The sequence below is a fragment of the Jeongeupia chitinilytica genome (assembly GCF_014652315.1).
GTDB classification, from domain to species: domain Bacteria; phylum Pseudomonadota; class Gammaproteobacteria; order Burkholderiales; family Chitinibacteraceae; genus Jeongeupia; species Jeongeupia chitinilytica.
On sequence record NZ_BMYO01000011.1, the window covers coordinates 51,513 to 72,195 of the forward strand.

At 68.3% G+C, this 20,683-nt stretch carries 22 protein-coding genes; 20 read left to right on the top strand and 2 right to left on the bottom strand.

Translation table 11 applies throughout. The features are described from left to right. Positions 1 to 2: 2 nt before the first annotated feature. Together feoB and IE097_RS17820 are read right to left on the bottom strand one after the other, a co-directional pair. Positions 3 to 1,766: a ferrous iron transport protein B gene (gene feoB / locus IE097_RS17815; protein ID WP_189462251.1), complete on the bottom strand. Its 1,764-nt coding sequence runs from the start codon at positions 1,764 to 1,766 to the stop codon at positions 3 to 5. Further along, complete coding sequence (locus IE097_RS17820; protein ID WP_189462252.1) at positions 1,763 to 2,053, bottom strand: FeoA family protein; 291 nt, start codon at positions 2,051 to 2,053, stop codon at positions 1,763 to 1,765. The genes feoB and IE097_RS17820 overlap by 4 nt, the downstream gene beginning before the upstream one ends. 183 nt (positions 2,054 to 2,236) lie before the next feature. Between IE097_RS17820 and IE097_RS17825 the strand changes: the two genes are divergently transcribed. From IE097_RS17825 to IE097_RS17920, 20 genes are all read left to right on the top strand, one after another. Further along, entirely contained in the window at positions 2,237 to 3,448 is a 1,212-nt protein-coding gene (locus tag IE097_RS17825; RefSeq protein ID WP_229797657.1) for a cation:proton antiporter, read from the top strand. An 85-nt stretch (positions 3,449 to 3,533) separates the two neighbouring features. Next, complete coding sequence (locus IE097_RS17830; protein WP_189462254.1) at positions 3,534 to 4,250, top strand: beta-ketoacyl synthase chain length factor; 717 nt, start codon at positions 3,534 to 3,536, stop codon at positions 4,248 to 4,250. Next, positions 4,247 to 4,993: a lysophospholipid acyltransferase family protein gene (locus tag IE097_RS17835; protein WP_189462255.1), complete on the top strand. Its 747-nt coding sequence runs from the start codon at positions 4,247 to 4,249 to the stop codon at positions 4,991 to 4,993. The genes IE097_RS17830 and IE097_RS17835 overlap by 4 nt, the downstream gene beginning before the upstream one ends. Before the next feature lie 6 nt (positions 4,994 to 4,999). Continuing rightward, on the top strand, positions 5,000 to 5,260 hold the full coding sequence (locus IE097_RS17840) for a phosphopantetheine-binding protein (RefSeq protein ID WP_189462256.1): 261 nt from the start codon (positions 5,000 to 5,002) through the stop codon (positions 5,258 to 5,260). Positions 5,261 to 5,268: 8 nt separating this feature from the next. Then, on the top strand, positions 5,269 to 5,514 hold the full coding sequence (locus tag IE097_RS17845; RefSeq protein WP_189462257.1) for an acyl carrier protein: 246 nt from the start codon (positions 5,269 to 5,271) through the stop codon (positions 5,512 to 5,514). A gap of 9 nt (positions 5,515 to 5,523) precedes the next feature. Next, complete coding sequence (locus IE097_RS17850) at positions 5,524 to 6,084, top strand: COG4648 family protein (protein WP_373295753.1); 561 nt, start codon at positions 5,524 to 5,526, stop codon at positions 6,082 to 6,084. Then, positions 6,077 to 7,792: an ApeI family dehydratase gene (locus IE097_RS17855; RefSeq protein WP_189462259.1), complete on the top strand. Its 1,716-nt coding sequence runs from the start codon at positions 6,077 to 6,079 to the stop codon at positions 7,790 to 7,792. Before IE097_RS17850 ends, IE097_RS17855 begins: the two co-directional genes overlap by 8 nt. Beyond that, positions 7,789 to 8,532, top strand: coding sequence for a glycosyltransferase family 2 protein (locus IE097_RS17860; protein ID WP_189462260.1), 744 nt, complete (start codon positions 7,789 to 7,791; stop codon positions 8,530 to 8,532). The genes IE097_RS17855 and IE097_RS17860 overlap by 4 nt, the downstream gene beginning before the upstream one ends. Further along, positions 8,529 to 9,449 carry a lysophospholipid acyltransferase family protein gene (locus tag IE097_RS17865; RefSeq protein WP_189462261.1) on the top strand — a complete coding sequence of 307 codons (921 nt, stop codon included), beginning with the start codon at positions 8,529 to 8,531 and terminating at the stop codon, positions 9,447 to 9,449. The genes IE097_RS17860 and IE097_RS17865 overlap by 4 nt, the downstream gene beginning before the upstream one ends. Beyond that, positions 9,446 to 11,020 carry an HAL/PAL/TAL family ammonia-lyase gene (locus IE097_RS17870; protein ID WP_189462262.1) on the top strand — a complete coding sequence of 525 codons (1,575 nt, stop codon included), beginning with the start codon at positions 9,446 to 9,448 and terminating at the stop codon, positions 11,018 to 11,020. Before IE097_RS17865 ends, IE097_RS17870 begins: the two co-directional genes overlap by 4 nt. After that, positions 11,013 to 11,447: an acyl-CoA thioesterase gene (locus IE097_RS17875; RefSeq protein WP_189462263.1), complete on the top strand. Its 435-nt coding sequence runs from the start codon at positions 11,013 to 11,015 to the stop codon at positions 11,445 to 11,447. The genes IE097_RS17870 and IE097_RS17875 overlap by 8 nt, the downstream gene beginning before the upstream one ends. Then, complete coding sequence (locus IE097_RS17880) at positions 11,441 to 12,046, top strand: outer membrane lipoprotein carrier protein LolA (protein ID WP_189462264.1); 606 nt, start codon at positions 11,441 to 11,443, stop codon at positions 12,044 to 12,046. Before IE097_RS17875 ends, IE097_RS17880 begins: the two co-directional genes overlap by 7 nt. Before the next feature lie 9 nt (positions 12,047 to 12,055). Beyond that, complete coding sequence (locus IE097_RS17885; protein ID WP_189462265.1) at positions 12,056 to 14,410, top strand: MMPL family transporter; 2,355 nt, start codon at positions 12,056 to 12,058, stop codon at positions 14,408 to 14,410. Beyond that, positions 14,407 to 15,645, top strand: coding sequence for an NAD(P)/FAD-dependent oxidoreductase (locus tag IE097_RS17890; protein ID WP_189462266.1), 1,239 nt, complete (start codon positions 14,407 to 14,409; stop codon positions 15,643 to 15,645). Before IE097_RS17885 ends, IE097_RS17890 begins: the two co-directional genes overlap by 4 nt. Then, on the top strand, positions 15,627 to 16,157 hold the full coding sequence (locus tag IE097_RS17895; protein WP_189462267.1) for a DUF3261 domain-containing protein: 531 nt from the start codon (positions 15,627 to 15,629) through the stop codon (positions 16,155 to 16,157). Before IE097_RS17890 ends, IE097_RS17895 begins: the two co-directional genes overlap by 19 nt. Then, positions 16,154 to 17,314 (top strand): beta-ketoacyl-ACP synthase, encoded by a 1,161-nt coding sequence (locus tag IE097_RS17900; RefSeq protein WP_189462268.1) that lies wholly within the window; start codon positions 16,154 to 16,156, stop codon positions 17,312 to 17,314. Before IE097_RS17895 ends, IE097_RS17900 begins: the two co-directional genes overlap by 4 nt. Beyond that, complete coding sequence (locus IE097_RS17905) at positions 17,311 to 17,766, top strand: hotdog family protein (protein ID WP_189462269.1); 456 nt, start codon at positions 17,311 to 17,313, stop codon at positions 17,764 to 17,766. The genes IE097_RS17900 and IE097_RS17905 overlap by 4 nt, the downstream gene beginning before the upstream one ends. Next, entirely contained in the window at positions 17,763 to 18,509 is a 747-nt protein-coding gene (locus tag IE097_RS17910; RefSeq protein WP_189462270.1) for a 3-ketoacyl-ACP reductase FabG2, read from the top strand. Before IE097_RS17905 ends, IE097_RS17910 begins: the two co-directional genes overlap by 4 nt. Beyond that, on the top strand, positions 18,509 to 19,753 hold the full coding sequence (locus tag IE097_RS17915; protein ID WP_189462271.1) for a beta-ketoacyl-ACP synthase: 1,245 nt from the start codon (positions 18,509 to 18,511) through the stop codon (positions 19,751 to 19,753). The genes IE097_RS17910 and IE097_RS17915 overlap by 1 nt, the downstream gene beginning before the upstream one ends. After that, positions 19,744 to 20,655, top strand: a complete 912-nt coding sequence (locus IE097_RS17920; protein ID WP_189462272.1) for a polysaccharide deacetylase family protein — start codon at positions 19,744 to 19,746, stop codon at positions 20,653 to 20,655. Before IE097_RS17915 ends, IE097_RS17920 begins: the two co-directional genes overlap by 10 nt. Positions 20,656 to 20,683 lie beyond the last annotated feature (28 nt).

Here is a 20,683-nt window from a genome sequence, read left to right on the forward strand (position 1 = left end):
ACTCAGAAGCCGAGTGCCCGCGCGCCCTGGTAGAAGACGAAGGACAGCACCCACGCCAGCACCAGCGACCAGACGACCGAAAACGCGGTGAAGGCTGTGCTCTTCGACTCCTTCTTCATCGCCGCGATCGTCGCCACGCACGGTACGTAAGTCAACGCAAACAGCATGAAGCTGTAGGCCGAAACCGGATCGAGCGTCTGCGCCAGATGCGTCGCCAGCTGCGCGCCGTCGGCACCGACGATCACCGCCAGCGCGCCGAGCACGACTTCCTTGGCGACGAAACCGAACAGCAGGGCAATCGACAGCTCGGCCTGGATGCCGATCGGCGACAGTAGCGGCTGGAAGAAGTTGGCGATCACCTCGGCATAGCTGTGCTGCGGATTCGGGTAGTTGGTCAGCAGCCACACGGCGACCACGCCGATCACGATCATCGTCGTCGCCAGCTTGAGGAAGGACTTGCACTCGTTCCAGCCGCGGAACACCACGTACTTCATCACCGGCAGCCGGTAAGGCGGCAGTTCGAGCGCGAACGGCTCGCGCGAGGCAAAGCGCTTGCGGAACAGGAAGGCGGTGCCGAGCGCAATGAAGATGCTGGCGAAGTACAGCGACAGCAGCACCCACGGCGCCTGCCGCGGGCCGAACAGCGCACCGGCAAAGAACAGGAAGATCTGCAGCCGCGCCGAACACAGCGAGAACGGGATCGTCAGCATCGTCAGCAGCCGCGCCTTGTGGTCGCGGATCACCCGCGTGCCCATCAATGCCGGCACGTTGCAGCCGAAGCCCATCATCAGCATCACGAAACCGCGGCCATCGAGACCGACACGCGCCATGATGCCGTCCATCATGAAGGCCGCACGGGCGAAGTAACCGGAATCCTCGATCACCGCCATCAGGCAGAAGAAGACGAAGATCAGCGGCGCGAAGGTCAGCACCGTGGTCACGCCGTCCCAGACGCCGCTGAGGATCAGCCCGGACAGGAATTCGGGAAGCCCGCCGGTCAGCGGCACCAGCCACGCATCCTTGACGCTGCCGAGCAGCGCCTCGAAACCGTCCTGCAACGGCGTGCCGATCGCGTAGGTCAGCTGGAACAGCATCGCCATCATCACGACGAACAGCGGCAGACCGGCGAGCGGATGCAGCAGCCAGCCGTCGAGCTTCTGCGTCGGGCCCGGCGGCAGCGTCGGCGGCCGGTGGACGGCCTGCGCATACAGCGCCGCTTCGGCATCGCGGCTGGCTTCGGCCGGCCGGAGTCTTGCAAAGTCGAGTCGTGCCGGCTTCTGGCTCAGGCTGGTCGCAAGCAGCGCCTTGAGGCCGTCGACGCCATGACCGTACTTGGCGCTGATCTTCAGCACCGGACTGCCGAGCGCCTCGCCCAGCGCGTCGGTATCGATGTCGAAGCCGCCGCGCTTGGCCTCGTCGGCCATGTTCAGCGCGACGATCAGCCGCGCGCCGACCGATTTGAGCTGCAAGGCCAGCGCCAGTTGCCGGTCGAGCTGGGTCGCGTTGAGCACCAGCAACACCGCGTCGAGCTCGGTCTCTGCAAGAAAACGCTGCGCGACCTGCTCGTCCTCGGCACCGCCGGTCAGGTCGTAGATCCCCGGCAGGTCGACGAGCTGGACCATGCTGCCGCCAAGCAGCACGCGGTGGCTGGCCAGTTCGACCGTCAGCCCCGGCCAGTTGGCGACGCGGGCATTGCCGCCGGTAATCCGGTTGAACAGCGTCGACTTGCCGGTGTTCGGCATGCCGACAAGGGCGACGCGCTTCATGCCGCCACCCCGCTGGCGTGCGACGGTGTCGCCGGTGCAACCGCGGGTTCGACCACCTCGATCAGCGCGGCCTCGACCCGGCGCAGCATGAATTCGGTACCGCCGACCTTGAGCTGCAGCGGCCCGCCCAGCCAGCCCCGGCGGACCACTTCGACCTCGCGCCCCGGGCGCAGGCCGAGTGCCGCGAGCCGTTGGGCCAGTTCGGCCGAGGTACCGACCGCCTTCACGCGCGCCGGCCGTTGCACTTGCAGTTGGGCGAGTTTCAGGATCACGGCGGGCCTCGACATCGAAAGGAGAATGATTCCGAATTATCCGCTCCGACCGCCCCGGCCGCTTGACGACCATCAAGAATCACCATGCCACTTTTCACCCCGGCCACGATGGCAAACGGCACGACTGCGGCTACGCCGACGCGGCGGTGCGGCGCGAATCACATAGAATGCGCACCGACCCCGCAGACACCCGTGCCCATGACCGTCCTCTCGCTGACTGCTGCCCTTGTCCTCGTCCTTGCCGCCACCCGCCTGGGCGGCGTCCTTGCGCGCGCCTGCGGCCAGCCGGCAGTAATCGGCGAAATCGCCGCCGGCCTGATGCTCGGCCCGACACTGCTGACCGGCGCCCTGCCGGCACTCGGCACGCTGGTGTTCGTGCCGGAAGTGATCAGACTGGTCGGCAGGATCGGCGACGTCGGCGCGGTACTGTTCCTGTTCCTGCTCGGCGCCGAGTTCGAGCTCGGGACGCTGCGCCACCGGCCGCGCGCGGTGCTGCTGGCCAGCAAGCTCGGCATGCTGTTGCCGGTCGCCCTTGGCGGGCTGACCGCCTGGGCCGCGTCGTCCTGGCTGGCCGCGCCGCTGCCGCCGATGTCGCTGGCCTTCATCGCGCTGGCCTGCGGCATGACCGCCCTGCCCGTGCTGGCACGCATCGTCACCGAACGCCGACTGGCCGGCAGCGTGATCGGGAACCAGGCGATCGCCTGTGCCGTGCTGACCGATGCGCTGAGCTGGGCACTGCTCGCCGCGCTGGTGTTTGTCTGGCTGCCGCAGCACGGCGCACACGGCCCGGCGCAACTGCTCGCCGCCGCCCTCTACGCCATCGCACTGCTCGGCCCCTTGCGCCGACGGCTTGCCGCACTCGCACCGGCACTGGCAAGCGGGCGCGCCGGCGCCCTGGCCGAAGTGCTGCTGTATGTCGCCGCCTCGTCCGCCACCAGCGCGTGGCTCGGGCTGCATGCACTGCTCGGCGCCTTCGCCGTCGGTCTGCTGCTGCCGCGCAATCCGCAAATAGTTGTACGATTGCAACAGTTACTGTCGCCGGCGTGCCGCTGGCTGCTGCCGTGCTTTTTCGCCGCCATTGGCCTGTCGACGAACCTCGGCACGCTGCTCGCGGGCGGACTCTGGTGGCTGGCGGTACTGATGACGGCGGTGGCCGTGATCGGCAAGGTCGGCGGTTGCCTGATCGCCGGCGCGCTGACCCGGATGCCGCGCCACGACGCATGGATGCTGGGCATTCTGATGAACACGCGCGGGATGATGGAGCTGGTCGTGCTCAACCTCGGCCGCCAGCTCGGACTGATCGCCGAGCCGTATTTCTCGGCGATGCTGCTGATGGCCATTGTCACGACGGTCATGACATCGCCATGGCTGCAGTTCATCGAGAAACGGGAAAGTCTGCTGAAAGCATAACCGGAACCGATCCAGCGCGGCGGCGCGTTGAGTGCCGTCACCGCAGCGCGATACCATAGAAAGCTTCAATTTGCTTACGAACGTCATGTCCACTCCGCCCTCCCCTGCACTGCACTTCAGCCTGAGGCAGTGGTCGGCGTGGGCGCCGGGTCTGGAGTCGCGCGAAGCCTGGCTGGCCTGGGACGGCACCCTGCCTGCCGGCGACAGCGCTCCCAAGGTCGCAGCGATGCCGGCCATGCTGCGCCGCCGCGCCGACCGGCTTGGCAAGATGACGCTCGAAACGCTATATGCCGACGACATCGCTTACCAGGGCCAGCCGCTGATCCACGCCAGCCGCCACGGCGAGGCCGCGCGGACCGTGCCGCTGCTGCAGTCGCTGGCCGCCGAAGGCAAGGTCTCGCCGCAGGCGTTCAGCATGGCCGTCCACAATGCCACGGCCGGACTGTTCACCATCGCCACCCAGACGCATACCCCGGTGTCGGCGATCGCCGCCGGCAACGAAACCGCACTGGCCGGCCTGGTCGAAGCGTGCAGCCAGCTCGCCGACGGCGCACCCTCGGTCCTGCTGTGCTTCAGCGACGAACCGCTGCCGACGCTGTACCAGCGCTATGCCGACGCGCCCGAGGCACCGTTTTCCCTGGTGCTCAATCTCGTCGCCGGCCACGGTTTTTCCCTCGTCGCCGGCGCTGCCGGCGGGCGCGATGCCACGCCGCTCGAGCTGCTGCACTTCCTGCTCGGCAACGGTGCGGTCCTGCCGCTCGCGATGCGCGGCGGCTGGCAACTGGTCCGGCACACCGCATGAAGGCGCTGAACCGGCTGTGGCGCATCGGCGCCACCGGCTTCTGTTTTGCCGTGTTCGGGCTCGGCGGACTGATCATCCTCTGCGTGCTGCTGCCGCTGCTGCAACTCGTCCCGGACCGGACACGCCGGTTGCGCGCGGCCAAGAACACGCTGCATTACGGCATGCGCCTCTTTTCCGGCCTGATGGCGCTGGTCGGGGTCATCAGCTACGAGGTGCGGGGCATCGAGAAGCTGCGCCGCAACGGGCTGTTCGTGCTCGCCAACCACCCCTCGCTGATCGATGTCGTGCTGCTGATGTCGCTGGTGCGTCGCCCCGACTGTGTCGTCAAGGCGGCGCTGTGGGACAATCCCTTTACCTGCGGCCCGGTGCGTTTCGCCGGTTTCATCAGCAACGCCGGCGGCCCCGATGTCGTCGACGCCTGTGTCGCCTCGGTGCAGGCCGGCAACAACCTGATCGTGTTTCCCGAAGGCACGCGCAGCGTGCCCGGCCAGCCGCTGAACCTGCAACGCGGCGCCGCCAACATTGCGGTGCGCGGCCCGCTGGCGATCACGCCGGTGGTCATTTCGGTGTCCGAACCGATGCTGACCAAGGGCAGCAAATGGTACCGTGTGCCGCAATGCAAACCGCATTTCATTCTGACGGTGCACGATGACGTGCACCCGCAGGCGCTGTTCGACCAGGAACCCGCGCTCGCCGCGCGCCGGCTGACCGACTGGCTGGCGCAGTTCTTTTCACGGAGTTAGTCCCGCATGTCCGACCTGGCTGCTGAAATCAAGGCACTCATCATCGAGAGCCTCAACCTCGAAGACCTGACCCCGGCCGACATCGATACCGATGCGCCGCTGTTCGTCGACGGCCTCGGCCTCGATTCGATCGACGCACTCGAGCTCGGCGTCGCGCTGCAGAAGCGCTACGGGCTGTCGTTGTCGGCCGAGTCCGACGAAACCCGCAAACATTTCGGCTCGGTCGCGAGCCTCGCCGCCTTTGTCGCGGCCAACCGCAGCAAGTAAGGCCCGCCATGCAAAAGCAGGACATCTACGACTGGATCGCCGGGACCCTCGAGGAAACCTTCGAGATCGCCCCCGAGCGCATTTCGCTCGACGCCCGCCTCTACGACGACCTCGACATCGACAGCATCGACGCGGTCGACCTGATCGTGAAACTGCAGAAGCACACCGGCAAGCGCATGCAGCCCGACGCCTTCAAGAGCGTCCGGACCGTCGGCGATGTCGTCGATGCGGTGCACGCACTGCTCGAGGCCTGATTGAAACGGGTGTTCGGCATCGCCGCCGGCGTGGCGCTGCCGCTGCTGTTCTGGCTGTGCCAGTGGCGGGGCTGGCCGTTCTGGCTGGCCGGCCTTGTGCTGCTGCCGCTGGCCTTCGGCAGCGCAAGCCGTACCGGACTGATCAGTCCGGCGACCGGCCGCGGACTCGGGCTCGTCGCGGCGCTGCTCGGCGTCGCCGCACTCGTGTCGCGATCGGCCTTGCCGCTCACCTTTTACCCGGTCCTCGTCAACGCCGTGCTGTTCGGCGTGTTTGCCGCCAGCCTGGTCAGGCCGCCGCCCGTCATCGAACGGCTGGCGCGGCTGACCACGCCCGACCTGCCGCCGGAAGGCATCGCCTACACGCGCCGCGTCACCCGCGTCTGGGCCGGCTTCTTCGTGCTCAACGGCGGCATCGCGCTGTGGACGACGACGCAGCCGCCCGCCACCTGGGCGCTCTACAACGGCCTGATCGCCTACGTGCTGATCGGCACGCTCGGTGCCGGCGAGTATCTGGTCCGCCGGGTCGTCATGCACCGTCACGGGCACCGCAATGGAAACCTCAATGCCTGATTCGTGGGCAAATCCGTGGCCGCTTGGCGATCACGCCACCGGACCTGCCGTCGTCGCCTGGCGCGGCGAAACACCGGTCCTGCGTGAAACGCTGCTCGCCGACGTCACCGCGGCGGCACACGCCGTCGCAGCGCTCGATGTGCCGGACGTCGCCGTTTTCGATACCGACAGCTACCGTTTTGCCGTCTGGCTACTCGCGGCCTGGCAGGTCGGTCTGGCCGTCACGGTCCCCGGCGACGCGCTGCCGGCGACGCGCGCCGCACTGCCGCAACCCTGGGTCGGCGACGTCGCCGGTGCCGCACTGAGCGACTGGGTCGCGGCCGCACCGGACGAGCGGACGCCCCCGACGCCGTCGGCGCCGTCGGTGCGCGCGATCGGCACACCGTCGCTGCAGGTATTCACGTCGGGTTCGACCGGCCAACCCAGTGCCATCGCCAAGACCCTGGTCCAGCTGCGCAACGAGACCGACGCACTCGAAGCCGCATTCGGCCACACCCTGCCGGCGGACGCACGCATCGTCGCCACCGTGCCGCACCAGCATCTGTACGGCCTGCTGTTCCGCGTACTGTGGCCGCTGGCCGCCGGCCGCGCCTTCGACTGCGACACGCTCGCCTACCCGGAGTCGGTCTGGTCGCTGCCGGCCGGTCGCACGCTGGCGCTCGTCGCCAGCCCCGCCATCCTCAAACGCATTCCCACCGTACCCGACCGCGGTCCGGTCGCCGCGCGCTTTGCCGCGGTGTTCTCCTCTGGCGGCCCGCTGCCGGCGGAGGCCAATCTGGCTGCACGCGCGCTGCTCGGCACACGGATCACCGAGGTCTACGGCAGTTCCGAAACCGGCGGCATCGCTCACCGTCACGACCCGCAGGACGCCTGGACGCCACAACCCGGCGTCGAACTTGCGCTCGACGACGGCGGCCTCCTGCAAGTGCGCTCGCCCTTCCTTGCCACCGCCGGCTGGCTGACGACCAGCGATCGTGTCACGTTCGACGGTGGCCGGTTCACCCTGCTCGGCCGCGCCGACCGCATCGTCAAGGTCGAGGAAAAGCGCATCTCGCTGAGCCGGATCGAACAGCTGCTGGGCGCTTGCAACGAAGTCGACACCGCAAGAACGCTGCTGCTGAGCCGGCAACGCGATGAGGTCGCCGCCGTCGTCGTCCTCAGCGCCGCCGGTCGCGAAGCGCTCGCGCGCGACGGCAAGGCGCCGCTCGACAAGCGCCTGCGCGATGCGCTCGCCGGCGACATCGAGCGGGTCGGCCTGCCGCGGCGCTGGCGTTATGTCGCCGAGCTGCCGCACAACGGCATGGGCAAGACGCCCGAAGCGCTGCTGGCCGCGCTGTTCGCACCGCCGACCGAACCCGAGATCGTGACCGCGACCGTCGACACGACAGGCGTGACGCTGATCCTGAAGATCGACGCCCGGCTTGCGCATTTCGACGGCCATTTCGACGCCGCCCCGGTCCTGCCCGGCGTCGCACAGGTCGACTGGGCGGTCCGGTACGGTCGCCGGCATTTTCCCATCGACGGCGGTTTCACCGGCATGCGGGCGCTGAAATTCCAGCGCATCGTCCAGCCGGGCATGACCCTCACACTGACGCTGGGCTGGGACGCCGCAAAACGCCAGCTCGCCTTCGCCTACACGTCCGGCGCCGGTGCGCATTCGAGCGGCAAGCTGGTCTTCGACGGCATGCCCGGCGGAGCCGGCGAATGAGCTGCATCGCCGTGATCCCGGTCTACAACCACGGCGGCGCCATCGGCAACGTCGTCGACGCACTGCTGGCGCACGGCCTGCCGGTGTTGCTGGTCGACGACGGCAGCGAGGCGGGCTGTGCCGCGGTACTCGACACGCTGGCGCGTCGCGACGGCGTCACGCTGCTGCGGCACGCGTCCAATCAGGGCAAGGGTGCGGCCTGTGCCAGCGGCTTTCGCGAGGCGGCAAGACTCGGTTACAGCCATGCACTGCAGATCGACGCCGACGGCCAGCACGACACCGGCGACGTGCCGCGTTTCCTCGCCGAGATGACGGCGCGGCCCGACGCGGTGATCGCCGGCTGTCCGGTTTACGACGAGTCGGTGCCCAAGGGCCGGCTCTACGGCCGCTATGCTACGCACATCTGGGTGTGGATCAACACGCTGAGCCTGCGCATCACCGATTCGATGTGCGGCTACCGGATCTACCCGCTGGCGCCGACGTTGCCGGTGCTCGTCCGCATGCCGCAGGCGCGACGGATGGACTTCGACCCCGAAGTGCTGGTGCGGCTCGACTGGGCCGGCGTGCCGGTCGTCAACCTGCCGACGCGGGTGCGCTATCCGGCGGACGGCGTGTCGCACTTCGACTACTGGCAAGACAACGTCCGCATCAGCAAGATGCACACCCGGCTGTTCTTCGGCATGCTCCGGCACGCGCCGCGCCTGCTGATGCGCCTCGTGCGCGGCGGAGCACGCGGATGACCAGCCACTGGGCCTCGGTCGGCGAAGCCGGCTTTGTCGGCGGCATCCGCCTGCTGGTCGGCATCTACAAGCGCTTCGGCCGCTGGCCGTTCCGTCTGGTGCTGTACCCGATCCTCAGCTGGTACGTGCTGAGTCACCGCATCGCACGCACCGCATCGCGCGATTACCTGCAGCGCCTCCACCTTGCCAGCGGCGGCCGCACGCCGGCCCCCGGCCTTGCCAACGTGCTGCGCCACTTCGCCGCCTTCGGCGAAACGGTGCTCGACAAGCTGCTGGTCTGGCGCGGCGACCTCGACGACACGCCGGTCCGCCGTGACGGTGCCGCGACGATGCAGGCGGTGATCGACGCCGGCCGCGGCGGCGTGATCATGACCGCGCACATCGGCAACTTCGAAATGCTCAGAAAGCTGGGCGAAACACGCCGCAACATCCGCCTGAACATCCTCGTCCATACCAAGCATGCCGAACGCTTCAACCGGCTGCTGCGCGAGACCCATCCGGAAGCGCACATCCGGCTGATCCAGGTCACCGAGATCAGCGCCGCGACCGCCGTCATGCTGGCCGAACGGGTCGACGCCGGCGAGTTCGTCGTGATCGCAGGCGACCGCGTACCGGTATCGCAGCAACCGGATACGATCGACATCCCCTTCCTCGGCGCACCGGCACCGTTTCCGGTCGGCCCCTACGTGCTCGCGGCCATCCTCAAGTGCCCGCTGGTCGCACTGGTCGCCAGCCGGCAGGCCGACCATTTCCACATCACCGTGCGCCTGCTGGCCGAGCGCGTCGTGCTGCCGCGCGCCGATCGCCGCGGTGCGATTGCCGCGCTCGCTGCCGGCTACGCGGCGCTGCTCGAGGCGGAATGCCTCGCCGCGCCGCTGCAGTGGTTCAACTTCTACCCTTTCTGGTCCGAACGATGACGAACAAATCCGGCTCCACCTTCCAGGATGCGCCTCGCACCGGCACGGTCACCTTCGGCGAAGACCGGCTGGCCATCGCCGACATCACCCGGCTGGCACGGCGCGAAGCCCGCCCGGTGCTGGCCGATGACGATGCATTCACCGGTCGCATCGCCCGCGGCGCGGCCTTCCTCGACAAGCTGCTCGACGTGGACGGCGTGATCTACGGCGTCACCACCGGCTACGGCGATTCGTGCACCGTTGCCGTGCCGGTCTCGCTCGCGTACGAACTGCCGCACCACCTGTACACCTATCACGGCTGCGGCTACGGCGAGGTGTTCGGCGACACCGAAACCCGGGCGATCCTTGCCGCGCGGCTGACGTCGCTGTCGCAGGGTTACTCGGGCGTCAGCGCCGGCCTGCTCGAACAGCTGACCGCACTGCTCGAACACGACATCCTGCCGCGCATTCCGCAGGAAGGCTCGGTCGGTGCCAGTGGCGACCTGACGCCGCTGTCCTACGTCGCCGCCGTGCTGTGCGGCGAGCGCGAAGCCCGTGTCGACGGCCAGCCGCTGCCGGCCGCCGAGGCACTGGCACGTTTCGGTCTGGTGCCGCTGAAGCTGCGACCGAAGGAAGGGCTGGCGATCATGAACGGCACCGCCGTGATGACCGGGCTCGCCTGCCTCGCATGGGAACGCGCCGAATACCTGGCCCGGCTCGCGACGCGGATCACCGCGCTGGCGGTTGCCGCCAGCGACGGCAACCCGCAGCACTTCGACGAAACGCTGTTCGCCGCCAAACCGCACCCGGGCCAGCAGGGCGTGGCCGGCTGGCTGCGCGCCGACCTGGGGGACAACAAGGCCGGCCGCAACGACCACCGCCTGCAGGACCGCTACTCGCTGCGCTGCGCGCCGCACGTGATCGGCGTGCTGGCCGACGCGCTGCCCTTCCTGAAGAACGTGATCGAGAACGAACTGAACAGCGCCAACGACAATCCGCTGGTCGACCCGGACGGCGAACGCGTGCTGCACGGCGGCCACTTCTACGGCGGCCACATCGCCTTCGCGATGGACAGCCTGAAGAACCTCGTCGCCAACGTCGCCGACCTGCTGGACCGGCAGATGGCCCTGCTGGTCGACGCACGCTACAACCACGGCCTGCCGGCCAACCTGTCCGGCGCCACCGGCCCGCGCGCTTCGATCAACCACGGCCTCAAGGCACTGCAGATCAGCGCATCGGCGTGGACCGCCGAGGCGCTGAAGAACACGATGCCGGCGTCGGTATTCAGCCGCTCGACCGAATGCCACAACCAGGACAAGGTCAGCATGGGCACGATCGCCACTCGCGACTGCCTGCGGGTGCTGCAGCTGACCGAGCAGGTCGCCGCGGCGATGCTGGTCACCGTGCGTCAGGGCCTCGCGTTGCGGCAGGCCACCCTTGAGGGGGCCATGCCGCTGCAGCCCGGCGCCGACGCCTTTGTGACCGAGCTCGCGGACGACATCGCCTTCATCAACGAGGATGTGGCGCTCGAACCCACGCTGCGCCGCCTCGTCGACGGCATCCAGCATCAGCAATGGAAGCTGTATGAATAAATCCGCCAAGCCGCCGCGCGGCACGAGCGTGATCTGGCAGATCCCCTTCCACGATCTCGATCCGATGGACATCTGCTGGCACGGCAATTACGTGCGCTACTTCGAATACGCACGCACGGCGCTGCTGCAGGCACTCGATTACGACTATCCGCAGATGCGCGATTCCGGCTACGCCTGGCCGGTGATCGAACTGAACATCCGCTACGCCAAGCCGCTCGTCTACCAGCAGCGCATCGAGATCTGCGCCGAAATCGTCGAGTGGGAAAACCGGCTGAAGATCCGCTACGAAATCCGCGATGCCGACACCGGCACCCGGCTGACCAAGGGCTACACGGTGCAAGTCGCCGTCGAGATCGCGACGCGCGAGATGTGCTTCATGTCGCCACCGGTGCTGTTCGAGAAACTCGGAGAACCGCTGCCATGCTGAAGAAACTGCTTGCCCTGATGCTGCTTCCGGCCCTAATCCCGGTAATGGCCCACGCCGACCTGCTGCAGGACGTACAGAAGCGCCTTGTCGACGCGCCGGTGATCCGCGGCGAGTTCGTACAGGAGCGTCAGCTCGTCGGCGTGAAGAAGACGCTGACCGCCAGCGGCCATTTCGTCGTCGAAAAGAAACGCGGCGTCGTCTGGCATACGGTCAAGCCGTTCGACCAGCGGCTGCAGGTCGCGCGCGACGAGATCGTCCAGAAGGACGGCAAGGAAACGCTGATGAAGCTGACCGCCGACAAGGAGCCGGTCGTACGTACCGTCGGTGGCGTGCTGTTCTCGCTGTTCTCGGGCGACCTGTCCGGGCTGGCGAAACATTTCGACGTCAAGGGTGACGCCAGGGGCGCGCGCTGGAGTCTGGTCCTGAGTCCGAAGGACGCCGGCATGGCCAAGCTGATCGGCAATCTCAAACTCGCCGGCGACAAGAGCATCGAACAGGTCGAGATGAACGCCGCCAGCGGTGACGTAACCCGAATCAGGATGAGCAAGGTGACGACGTCGACGCAGATGAGTGCCGAGGACGAGGCCGACTTTGACTGATCCACGGCCATGACCGAATCCCGACTCTGGCGCGCGCTGGCGCTGGCGTGGCTGATCGTGCTGCTCGGCTGTGCCGGCTGGCTGGCGAGCCAGCACCGGCAACTGGCCAACCGGCTCGATACCGACCTGTTCGCGCTGCTGCCGAAGAACGAGCGCGACCCGGTCGCCGAGCGCGCGATGGCGTCGCTCGCGCAGGCGTCCGAGCGCCAGCTGGTGCTGCTCGTCGGCAGCGCCGACCGCGATGCGGCAGCGCGCGCGGCGGACACGCTTGCCGGTTCGCTCAAGGCGTTGCCGGTCGCCCCGCAGACGCAGGCGCTCGACCTCGACACGCTGCGGGATTTCTACGCGCCTTACCGCGGCGTGCTGTTCACGCCGGCCGATGCCGCCGCACTGGCGCAAGGCCGGTCCGCCTGGCAGGCGCGCGCGCTGCAACAGGCGTATGCGACGGTGTCGACCAGCGGCCTGGCCTGGCGCGACGATCCGTTCGGGACCTTCGGCCGCTGGTTGCAGGGTTTTGGCGATCTGACCCGCGTCCGTCCCGAAGGCGGCCGGCTGTGGGTCGACTTCGAAGAGCGCCACTACGTGGTGCTGATGTACACGCTCGCCGACAGTGCGTTTTCGCTGTCGGCGCAAAAAACCGTCGCCGACGGGCTCGATCATGCCATCACCGGACTCAAGGCCGGTTCGCCCGACGTCAGCGTTCTGCGCGCCGGCGTCGTGCTGCACGCGGCCAAGGCGGCGCAGCGGGCCGAGCACGAGATGTCGACGATCGGCATCGGTTCGCTCGCCGGCATCCTGCTGCTGGTGCTGCTGACCTTCCGTGGCTGGCGCGCACTGCCGCTGGTCGCGCTGTCGATCGCCACCGGGATGACGATCGCGCTGGCGCTCACCTTCGCGCTGTACGGCCGCGTGCACATGCTGACACTGGTGTTCGGCACCAGCCTGATCGGCGTTGCCGTCGACTACAGCCTGCTGCTGCACAGCACCAGCCTTGGTGCTTCTGTGGCCGCCGGCAAGCGGCTCGAGACGCTGCTGCCCAGCCTGCTGGTCGCCACGCTGTTCACCGCACTCGCTTACCTGTGCCTCGCGCTGACGCCGTTCCCGGGGCTGGCGCAGATGGCGGTCTTCGCCGCGACCGGCATCGCCTCGGCGTGGCTGTCCGAACTGTTCTGGTATCCGCGCCTCGCGCCGGCCAGGCTCGAACCGGGCGTGCTTGGCGGGCCGCTCTTGAAGCTGCTGGCGCGCTGGCCGCGCCTCGGCCTGCGTGGCGGACTGGTTGTGCTGGTCGTCGCCGCGCCGCTGATCGTCACCGGCCTGCTGAAGCTCGATGCCAGCGACGACGTGCGCAGCCTTGTCAGCACCGACGCAACGCTGATGCGCGAACAGATCGCCATCGGCCAGCGGCTCGGCCTGCCGAGTCCGGCGCAGCTGTTCATCGTCAGCGGCCCCGATGCGCAGACGGTGCTCGAGCGCGAACGCACCCTCACCCGTGAGCTCGACGGTTTTGTCGCCCGCGGCGCAATCGCCGGCTACCAGAGCGTCAGCCGCTGGCTGCCGCCGGTGAGCGAACAGCGCGCACAGCAAGCCGGGGCCGCGGTGCTGCGTGATCCGGCCCTGCTGCATTCACTGGCCGACGACATCGGTCTCGACGACGCCTGGGTGCGCGCACAATCCGCGGCGACACCGTTGCTCGAGCCGGACGTCTGGCTCGCATCACCGGCCTCGCTGCCGGCACGCCACCTGTGGCTCGGCAACACCGGTCACGGTTACGCCAGCGTGGTGATGCTGACAGGCCTCGCCGGCGCAGCCAATACCGCAGCGCTGTCCAAAGTGGACTTGCCGGGCGTGCGCTGGATCGACAAGCCGGCCGAGATTTCCGCAGTGCTCGACCGCTATCGCGACCGGCTGGCGCTGGTACTGCTCGCCGCCTACGTCGTCACCGCCGCACTCCTGTGGCGGCGCTACCGCCGGGACACCTGGCGGGTGCTGGCGCCGTCGCTGATCGCCAGCATCGCCACGCTGGCGATCTTCGGCTGGCTGGGCATCCCGCTGCAACTGCTGACCGTGCTGACGCTGCTGCTGCTGCTCGGCATGGGTATCGATTACGGCATTTTCGTCAACGAGCACCCGGGCGAAGTGCGCATGGTGCTGGCGATCTCGCTCGCGGCCTGCTGCACGCTGCTGTCGTTCGGCCTGCTGGCGTTCAGCCACACGCCGGCGCTGGCGACCTTCGGCACCGCAACCCTGTCCGGCGTCGGCCTTGCGTGGCTGACCGCCCCGCTTCTGCGCCGCCCGGCGCTCCCGCAGCCGTTGTTCCAGACCGCCCCTCAACCGGATCACTCCTCATCGGATCAAGCCTCATGAGCACCCGTCAAAGCACCGATATCGTCATCATTGGCGCCGGCCCGTCCGGCAGCGTCGCCGCCGGGCTGTTGCGCAAGGCCGGGCGGGAGGTTGTCATCATCGAGCGCGAAACCTTTCCGCGCTTCTCGATCGGCGAGAGCCTGCTGCCGCAATCGATGGAATACATCGAGAAGGCAGGATTCCTGCAGGACGTGGTCCAGGCCGGCTTCCAGTACAAGAACGGCGCGGCCTTCGCCCGCGGTGCCGACCGCACGGCGTTCGACTTCCGCGAGAAGTTTTCCCCCGGCTGGGGCACGACCTACCAGGTGCAGCGCGCCCACTTCGACCACGTGCTCGCGAACGGCGCCGCCAAGGCCGGTGCCGACATCCGCTACCGCCACACCGTGCTCGCCGCCGACGTCGGCGGCGCCAGACCGGTGCTGACGGTACGCGGCGAAGACGACCGTGTTTACGAGATCGAAGCCAACTTCCTGCTCGACGCCAGCGGATTCGGCCGCACGCTGCCGCGCCTGCTCGATCTGGAAACGCCGTCCGATTTCCCGGTGCGCGGCGCGATCTTCACCCACATCGAGGACGGCATTCCGGCCGGCGTGTTCGACCGCAACAAGATCCTGATCACCGTGCACCCCGAGCATCACGACGTCTGGTACTGGCTGATTCCGTTCTCGAACGGCCGCTGCTCGATCGGCGTCGTTGCCGAGCGCGACTTCCTCTCGCAATACCAGGGAGACGACACCGGACGCCTCAAGGCCATCGTGTTCGAGGATGCCGGTCTGGCCGAGCTGCTGAAGCAGGCCCGCTGGGATACGCCGGCACGAACGCTGACCGGCTATGCCGCCAACGTCAAATCGCTGCATGGCAACCGTTTTGCCCTGCTCGGCAACGCCGGCGAATTCCTCGATCCGGTGTTCTCCAGCGGCGTCACCATCGCGGTCAAATCGGCCGACCTCGCCGTCAACGCGCTGCTGCGCGAGGCCGCGGGCGAAACGGTGGACTGGGAGCAGGCGTACGCGAAACCGCTGAAGAAAGGCGTCGACACCTTCCGCGCCTTCGTCACCGCGTGGTACGACGGCCGCTTCCAGAAGATCATTTTCCACAAGGACAAGAACCCGCAGATCGAGGCGATGATCTCGTCGATCCTCGCCGGTTATGCGTGGGACGAAGCCAACCCCTACGTCGCCAAGCCCGAGCGTAGGCTGTCGTCGCTGGAAGCCGCATGCGCGCTGTTCGACTGATCGTCGCCGCGGTGCTGCTCGCACTGGCGGGCTGTGCCACGCTGCTCTCGGGCGGCCTGCCGCTGCTGCAGGTCGCACCGGCCGCCTTCGGCGGCGAGCGCGTGCTCGAGCAGCGGCTGACGATGCGCTGGCCCGGCGAGACACGCACACTCGACATCGTCGCCAGCATCGACGACAGGACGGTCTCGCTTGTCGGGCTCGCGCTCGGCGTCCGGCTGTTTTCGATAGACTACGACGGCAGGACGCTCCGTTCGACCGAGAACGTGCCGATGGCATTGCCCGCCGAACGGATGCTCGACGACTTCCTGATCGTCCATGCGCCGCTGCCGGCGCTGCAGGCCGCGCTGCCGGCGGGCTGGGAGGTCAGCGAAACGGCACGCCAGCGCGTGCTCCGCCACGATGGCCAAAACGCCATCGTCGTCGATTACAGCAATGACGACCGGCTCGCCGGTCGGGCACAACTGGCGAACCTGCCGCTGCATTACCAACTGACCATCGACACCGCGCCATGATTTACCTGCATTCCCCCGGCCTGATCTGTGCACTCGGCAGCGGCGTCGACACCGTCCGCGAGCGGCTTTTCGCCGCCGACAGCCCGGACATGACCGAAACCGTGCGCTACAGCCCGGGCCGGCGGCTGATGCTCGGCACCGTGACCGGGGCACTGCCGCTGCCCGACGCCCCGCCCCGGCACCGTACGCGCAACAACGCGCTGCTCGCCGCCACGTTCGCGCAGATCGAAACGGCCTACGCGCAGCTCGCCGCCGGGCTGGACCCGGCACGGATTGCCATCGTGCTCGGCAGCAGCACCTCGGGCATCCACGAAGGCGAAGTCGCCATGGCCGCATGCACGCCCGACGGTACGCTGCCCGCCACTTACCATTACGGCCAGCAGGAACTCGGCTCGCCGGCGCAGTGGCTGGCGGGCGAGCTCGGCATCGCCGGCCCGGCGTACTGCATTTCGACCGCCTGTTCGTCGAGCGCCAAGGCGCTGGCGGCTGCGGCCCGGCTGATCGACAGCGGCGCGGCCGACCTCGTCGTGGCCGGCGGCGTCGATACCCTCGCCGCGTTCACCGTCGCCGGCTTTTCGGCGCTCGAATCGGTCAGCGCCAGCCGCTGCAACCCGTTTTCGCGCAACCGCAACGGCATCAACATCGGTGAAGGTGCGGCGCTGTTCCTTGTCTGCCGTACACCGTCGCCGGTGGCGCTGACCGGCTGGGGCGAAAGTTCGGACGGCCACCACGTGTCCGCGCCGGCCCCGGACGGCAGCGGCGCAAAGCAGGCGATTGCCGCCGCGCTCCAGCGTGCCGGGAGGATGGCGAGCGAGATCGGCTACGTGAACCTGCACGGCACCGCCACGCGGCAGAACGACGCGATGGAAAGCCTCGCGGTTTCCGCGCTGTTGCCGGGCGTGCCGGCCAGCTCGACCAAGCCGCTGACCGGCCACACGCTTGGCGCTGCCGGTGCAATCGAGGCGGCGCTGTGCTGGATCACGCTGACCGATACCGGCCGGCGCCTGCCCCCGCACGTCTGGGACGGCGAGGCCGACCCGGACATTGCCGCATTGCCGCTGGTGTCGCGCGGCCAGTGCACCGAGGTCCGTGCCGCCCTGTCGACGTCGTTCGCCTTCGGCGGCAACAACATTGCGCTGATTCTGGAGCGGACATGAACCCCACCGCCTATCTGCCCGTCGCCGACTACCTGCCGCACGCCGGCCGCATGGTGCTGCTCGACCAGGTCGTCTCGGCGGCCCGCGACACGCTGAGTGCCACGACAACGATCCGGGCCGACGCGCCGTTCTGCGACGGCGCCGAGGTCGGCGGCTGGGTCGGGGTCGAATACATGGCCCAGACGATTGCCGCACTGGCCGGCTTCGAGGCGCGATCGCGCGGCGACGCGGTCAGGGTCGGCTTTCTGGTCGGCACGCGCCGTTACGACTGCAGCGTGCCGGCATTCCGGGTCGGCCAGACCCTGACGGTCACGGCCACCCGCGAATTCCAGGCCGACAACGGCGTTGCGGTGATGGACTGCACGATCGCGATCGACGGCACGACCGTCGCCCGCGCCCAGCTTTCGGCTTACCAGCCGGACAATCTCGACGAATATCTGAACCAGGCATGACTACGCAGAATCCCTCAACTTCCGCCGTACTGATCACCGGCTCGTCGCGCGGCATCGGCCGCGCCATCGCCGGGCGGCTCGCCCGTGACGGCTACAATCTCGTGCTGCACTGCCGCTCGCGCCGCGACGAAGCCGATGCGCTCGCCGCCAGCCTGAGCGCAGCACACGGCATCCATGCGCGCGTATTGCAGTTCGACGTGGCCGACCGCGCCGCCTGCCGTGCGGCGCTCGAGCTTGAGGTCGCCGAGTTCGGCGCCCCGTACGGCGTCGTCTGCAACGCCGGCATCGCCGCCGATGCGGCCTTTCCGGCCATGACGGCCGACGACTGGGACGGCGTGATCCACACCAATCTCGACGGCTTCTACAACGTGCTGCACCCGCTGGTGATGCCGATGGTGCAGGCCCGCAAGCCCGGCCGCATCGTCACGCTGTCGTCGGTCTCGGGGCTGATCGGCAACCGCGGCCAGGTCAACTATTCGGCGGCCAAGGCCGGCATCATCGGCGCGACCAAGGCGCTGGCGGTCGAACTCGCCAAACGCAGGATCACCGTCAACTGCGTGGCACCGGGACTGATCGACACCGACATGGTCAGCGACGAGGTCCGCGAACATGCACTGAAGGCCATTCCGGCCCAGCGCATGGGGCAGCCCGAGGAAGTCGCCGCCGCGGTCGCCTTCCTGCTGTCGAACGACGCAGGTTACATCACCCGGCAAGTGATTTCGGTCAACGGAGGTCTGGCCTGATGAGCACGAATACCCGCCGCGTCGTCGTCACCGGCATGGCCGGCATCAGCCCGCTCGGCTGCGACTGGCCGACGATCGAGGCCGCGCTGCGCGCCGAACGGAACGCGATCCGCTACCTGCCCGAATGGGAAGAGTATGTCGGGCTCAATACCCGTCTCGGCGCGCCGGCCGCCGCCTTTGCACTGCCCGGCGAAACGTATACGCGCAAACGCATCCGCAGCATGGGGCGGATCGCGCTGATGGCCTGCCGCGCCAGCGAACTGGCGCTGCAGGATGCCGGCCTGCTCGGCGATGCCGGCCTGCTCGGCGGCGGTCGTGTCGGCGTGTCCTACGGCTCGTCGGCCGGCTCGCCCCCGGCGATCGGCGACTTCGGCCGGATGATCTACGAAAAGACCACCGAGGGCGTCAACGCCAACAGCTACATCAAGATGATGGCGCACACGACACCGGTGAACATCGCCGTGTTTTTCGGCCTGACCGGCCGGGTGATCACGACCTCGAGCGCCTGCACCTCGGGCAGCCAGGGCATCGGCTACGCCTACGAAGCCATCCGCTACGGCGCCGCCGACGTGATGATCGCCGGCGGAGCCGAGGAGCTGTGCGCGACCGAGGCCGCGGTCTTCGATACGCTGTTCGCCACGAGTACGCGCAACAGCCAGCCCGAACTGACGCCGCGCCCCTACGACGCGGCCCGTGACGGGCTGGTGATCGGTGAAGGTGCCGGTACGCTGATCCTCGAGGAATACGAACACGCCAAGGCACGCGGCGCGCACATCCATGCCGAGCTCGTCGGCTTCGGCACCAATTGCGACGGCACCCACGTCACCCAGCCGCAGGCGGCAACGATGGCGCAGGCGATGCGGCTGGCGCTGAAGGATGCCGGCCTGCCGGCGGATGCGATCGGCTACGTCAACGGCCACGGCACCGCGACCGAGCAGGGCGACATCGCCGAAACGCAGGCCACGCACGCGGTCTTCGGCGCCACCATGCCGATCTCGTCGCTGAAAAGCTATATCGGCCACACGCTTGGCGCCTGTGGCGCACTCGAAGCATGGTGGAGCATCGAGATGATGCGTGCCGGCTGGTTTGCCCCGACGGTCAACCTCAGCAACGTCGACACGCGTTGCGCCCCGCTCGACTACATCGGGACCGGTGGCCGCCAGCTCGACTGCGAATACGTGATGAGCAACAACTTTGCCTTTGGCGGCATCAACACGTCGCTGATTTTCAGGAAATGGGACTGAGGACGGGACCGGCGACCACTGCATCCCGAGAGGGCCGGCCTTCGCACCGCCGCGCCGTTCCGCAGTCCGGACGGCGCGGTTTCATCGCAGCCGCCGCGGCGATCGGCGGCCTGCTGCTTGCACTCGCTGCGCCGGCCGCGCACGCCGCGCCGGTACGCTTCCTGCTGACGTTCGACGACGGTCCCAGCCTGTGGTCGTCGCAACCGACCGCCAACATCCTCTACCAGCTGGCCGACAACCCGGTCACGCCCGGCATCAAGGCCATCTTCTTCGTACAGACCGAACACGATGCACACGGTGGCAGTCCGGACGGCGAAGCGCTGATTCAGGATGAATGTCTGGGCGGCCACCGGGTCGGCGTACACACCGGAACCGTCGAGGGGCACATCCCCCATACCAAACTGCCGGATCCGGCACTCGTGCTGTCCTTGCAGACCGGCCGGGCGCACCTGCACGCGCTGTGCGGGGACGTCTCGACGCTGGTACGCCCGCCCGACTGGCGCTTCGACGATCGCGTCGTCGCCGCCTATCGCTCGCTCGGAATGGCGATGCTGCTGGCCGACGTGCGCGCGTTCGACGGCAAGATCTACGGCTGGCACGCCAGCCTGCGCCGGCGCAGTCACATGCACCATGAGCTCGAACGCGTACGCGACGCCATCGCCGCGGGCCGCCTGCCCGAGGTCGACGGCGTGACGCCGGTCGTTGTCGGATTCCACGATACCAATCCGTACACCGCGTCGCACATGACCGAGTATCTGCAGATCCTCACCGAGGAAGCGGCAAAGGCCGGCCTGCCCCTCTCTGACACGCCGTTCTACACCGACGGCGCCGCGGTCGAACACGCCGCGCGCGTGCGGGGCGAACTCGGCGCCTATGCCCGGACCGAGTGGCCGTCGCCGTAACGGGGCAGAGCGGACAGGCTGACACCGC

What these genes read in the sequence shown, in the direction of transcription:
- IE097_RS17840 (WP_189462256.1), top strand. Translation starts at nt 5,000, where the DNA reads ATGTCCGACCTGGCTGCTGAAATCAAGGCACTCATCATCGAGAGCCTC.
- IE097_RS17855 (WP_189462259.1), top strand. Translation starts at nt 6,077, where the DNA reads ATGCCTGATTCGTGGGCAAATCCGTGGCCGCTTGGCGATCACGCCACC.
- IE097_RS17900 (WP_189462268.1), top strand. Translation starts at nt 16,154, where the DNA reads ATGATTTACCTGCATTCCCCCGGCCTGATCTGTGCACTCGGCAGCGGC.
- IE097_RS17875 (WP_189462263.1), top strand. Translation starts at nt 11,013, where the DNA reads ATGAATAAATCCGCCAAGCCGCCGCGCGGCACGAGCGTGATCTGGCAG.
- IE097_RS17895 (WP_189462267.1), top strand. Translation starts at nt 15,627, where the DNA reads ATGCGCGCTGTTCGACTGATCGTCGCCGCGGTGCTGCTCGCACTGGCG.
- IE097_RS17865 (WP_189462261.1), top strand. Translation starts at nt 8,529, where the DNA reads ATGACCAGCCACTGGGCCTCGGTCGGCGAAGCCGGCTTTGTCGGCGGC.
- IE097_RS17910 (WP_189462270.1), top strand. Translation starts at nt 17,763, where the DNA reads ATGACTACGCAGAATCCCTCAACTTCCGCCGTACTGATCACCGGCTCG.
- IE097_RS17825 (WP_229797657.1), top strand. Translation starts at nt 2,237, where the DNA reads ATGACCGTCCTCTCGCTGACTGCTGCCCTTGTCCTCGTCCTTGCCGCC.
- IE097_RS17845 (WP_189462257.1), top strand. Translation starts at nt 5,269, where the DNA reads ATGCAAAAGCAGGACATCTACGACTGGATCGCCGGGACCCTCGAGGAA.
- IE097_RS17820 (WP_189462252.1), bottom strand. Translation starts at nt 2,053, where the DNA reads ATGTCGAGGCCCGCCGTGATCCTGAAACTCGCCCAACTGCAAGTGCAA.
- IE097_RS17880 (WP_189462264.1), top strand. Translation starts at nt 11,441, where the DNA reads ATGCTGAAGAAACTGCTTGCCCTGATGCTGCTTCCGGCCCTAATCCCG.
- IE097_RS17915 (WP_189462271.1), top strand. Translation starts at nt 18,509, where the DNA reads ATGAGCACGAATACCCGCCGCGTCGTCGTCACCGGCATGGCCGGCATC.
- IE097_RS17835 (WP_189462255.1), top strand. Translation starts at nt 4,247, where the DNA reads ATGAAGGCGCTGAACCGGCTGTGGCGCATCGGCGCCACCGGCTTCTGT.
- IE097_RS17870 (WP_189462262.1), top strand. Translation starts at nt 9,446, where the DNA reads ATGACGAACAAATCCGGCTCCACCTTCCAGGATGCGCCTCGCACCGGC.
- IE097_RS17860 (WP_189462260.1), top strand. Translation starts at nt 7,789, where the DNA reads ATGAGCTGCATCGCCGTGATCCCGGTCTACAACCACGGCGGCGCCATC.
- IE097_RS17920 (WP_189462272.1), top strand. Translation starts at nt 19,744, where the DNA reads ATGGGACTGAGGACGGGACCGGCGACCACTGCATCCCGAGAGGGCCGG.
- IE097_RS17890 (WP_189462266.1), top strand. Translation starts at nt 14,407, where the DNA reads ATGAGCACCCGTCAAAGCACCGATATCGTCATCATTGGCGCCGGCCCG.
- IE097_RS17885 (WP_189462265.1), top strand. Translation starts at nt 12,056, where the DNA reads ATGACCGAATCCCGACTCTGGCGCGCGCTGGCGCTGGCGTGGCTGATC.
- IE097_RS17830 (WP_189462254.1), top strand. Translation starts at nt 3,534, where the DNA reads ATGTCCACTCCGCCCTCCCCTGCACTGCACTTCAGCCTGAGGCAGTGG.
- IE097_RS17905 (WP_189462269.1), top strand. Translation starts at nt 17,311, where the DNA reads ATGAACCCCACCGCCTATCTGCCCGTCGCCGACTACCTGCCGCACGCC.
- feoB (WP_189462251.1), bottom strand. Translation starts at nt 1,766, where the DNA reads ATGAAGCGCGTCGCCCTTGTCGGCATGCCGAACACCGGCAAGTCGACG.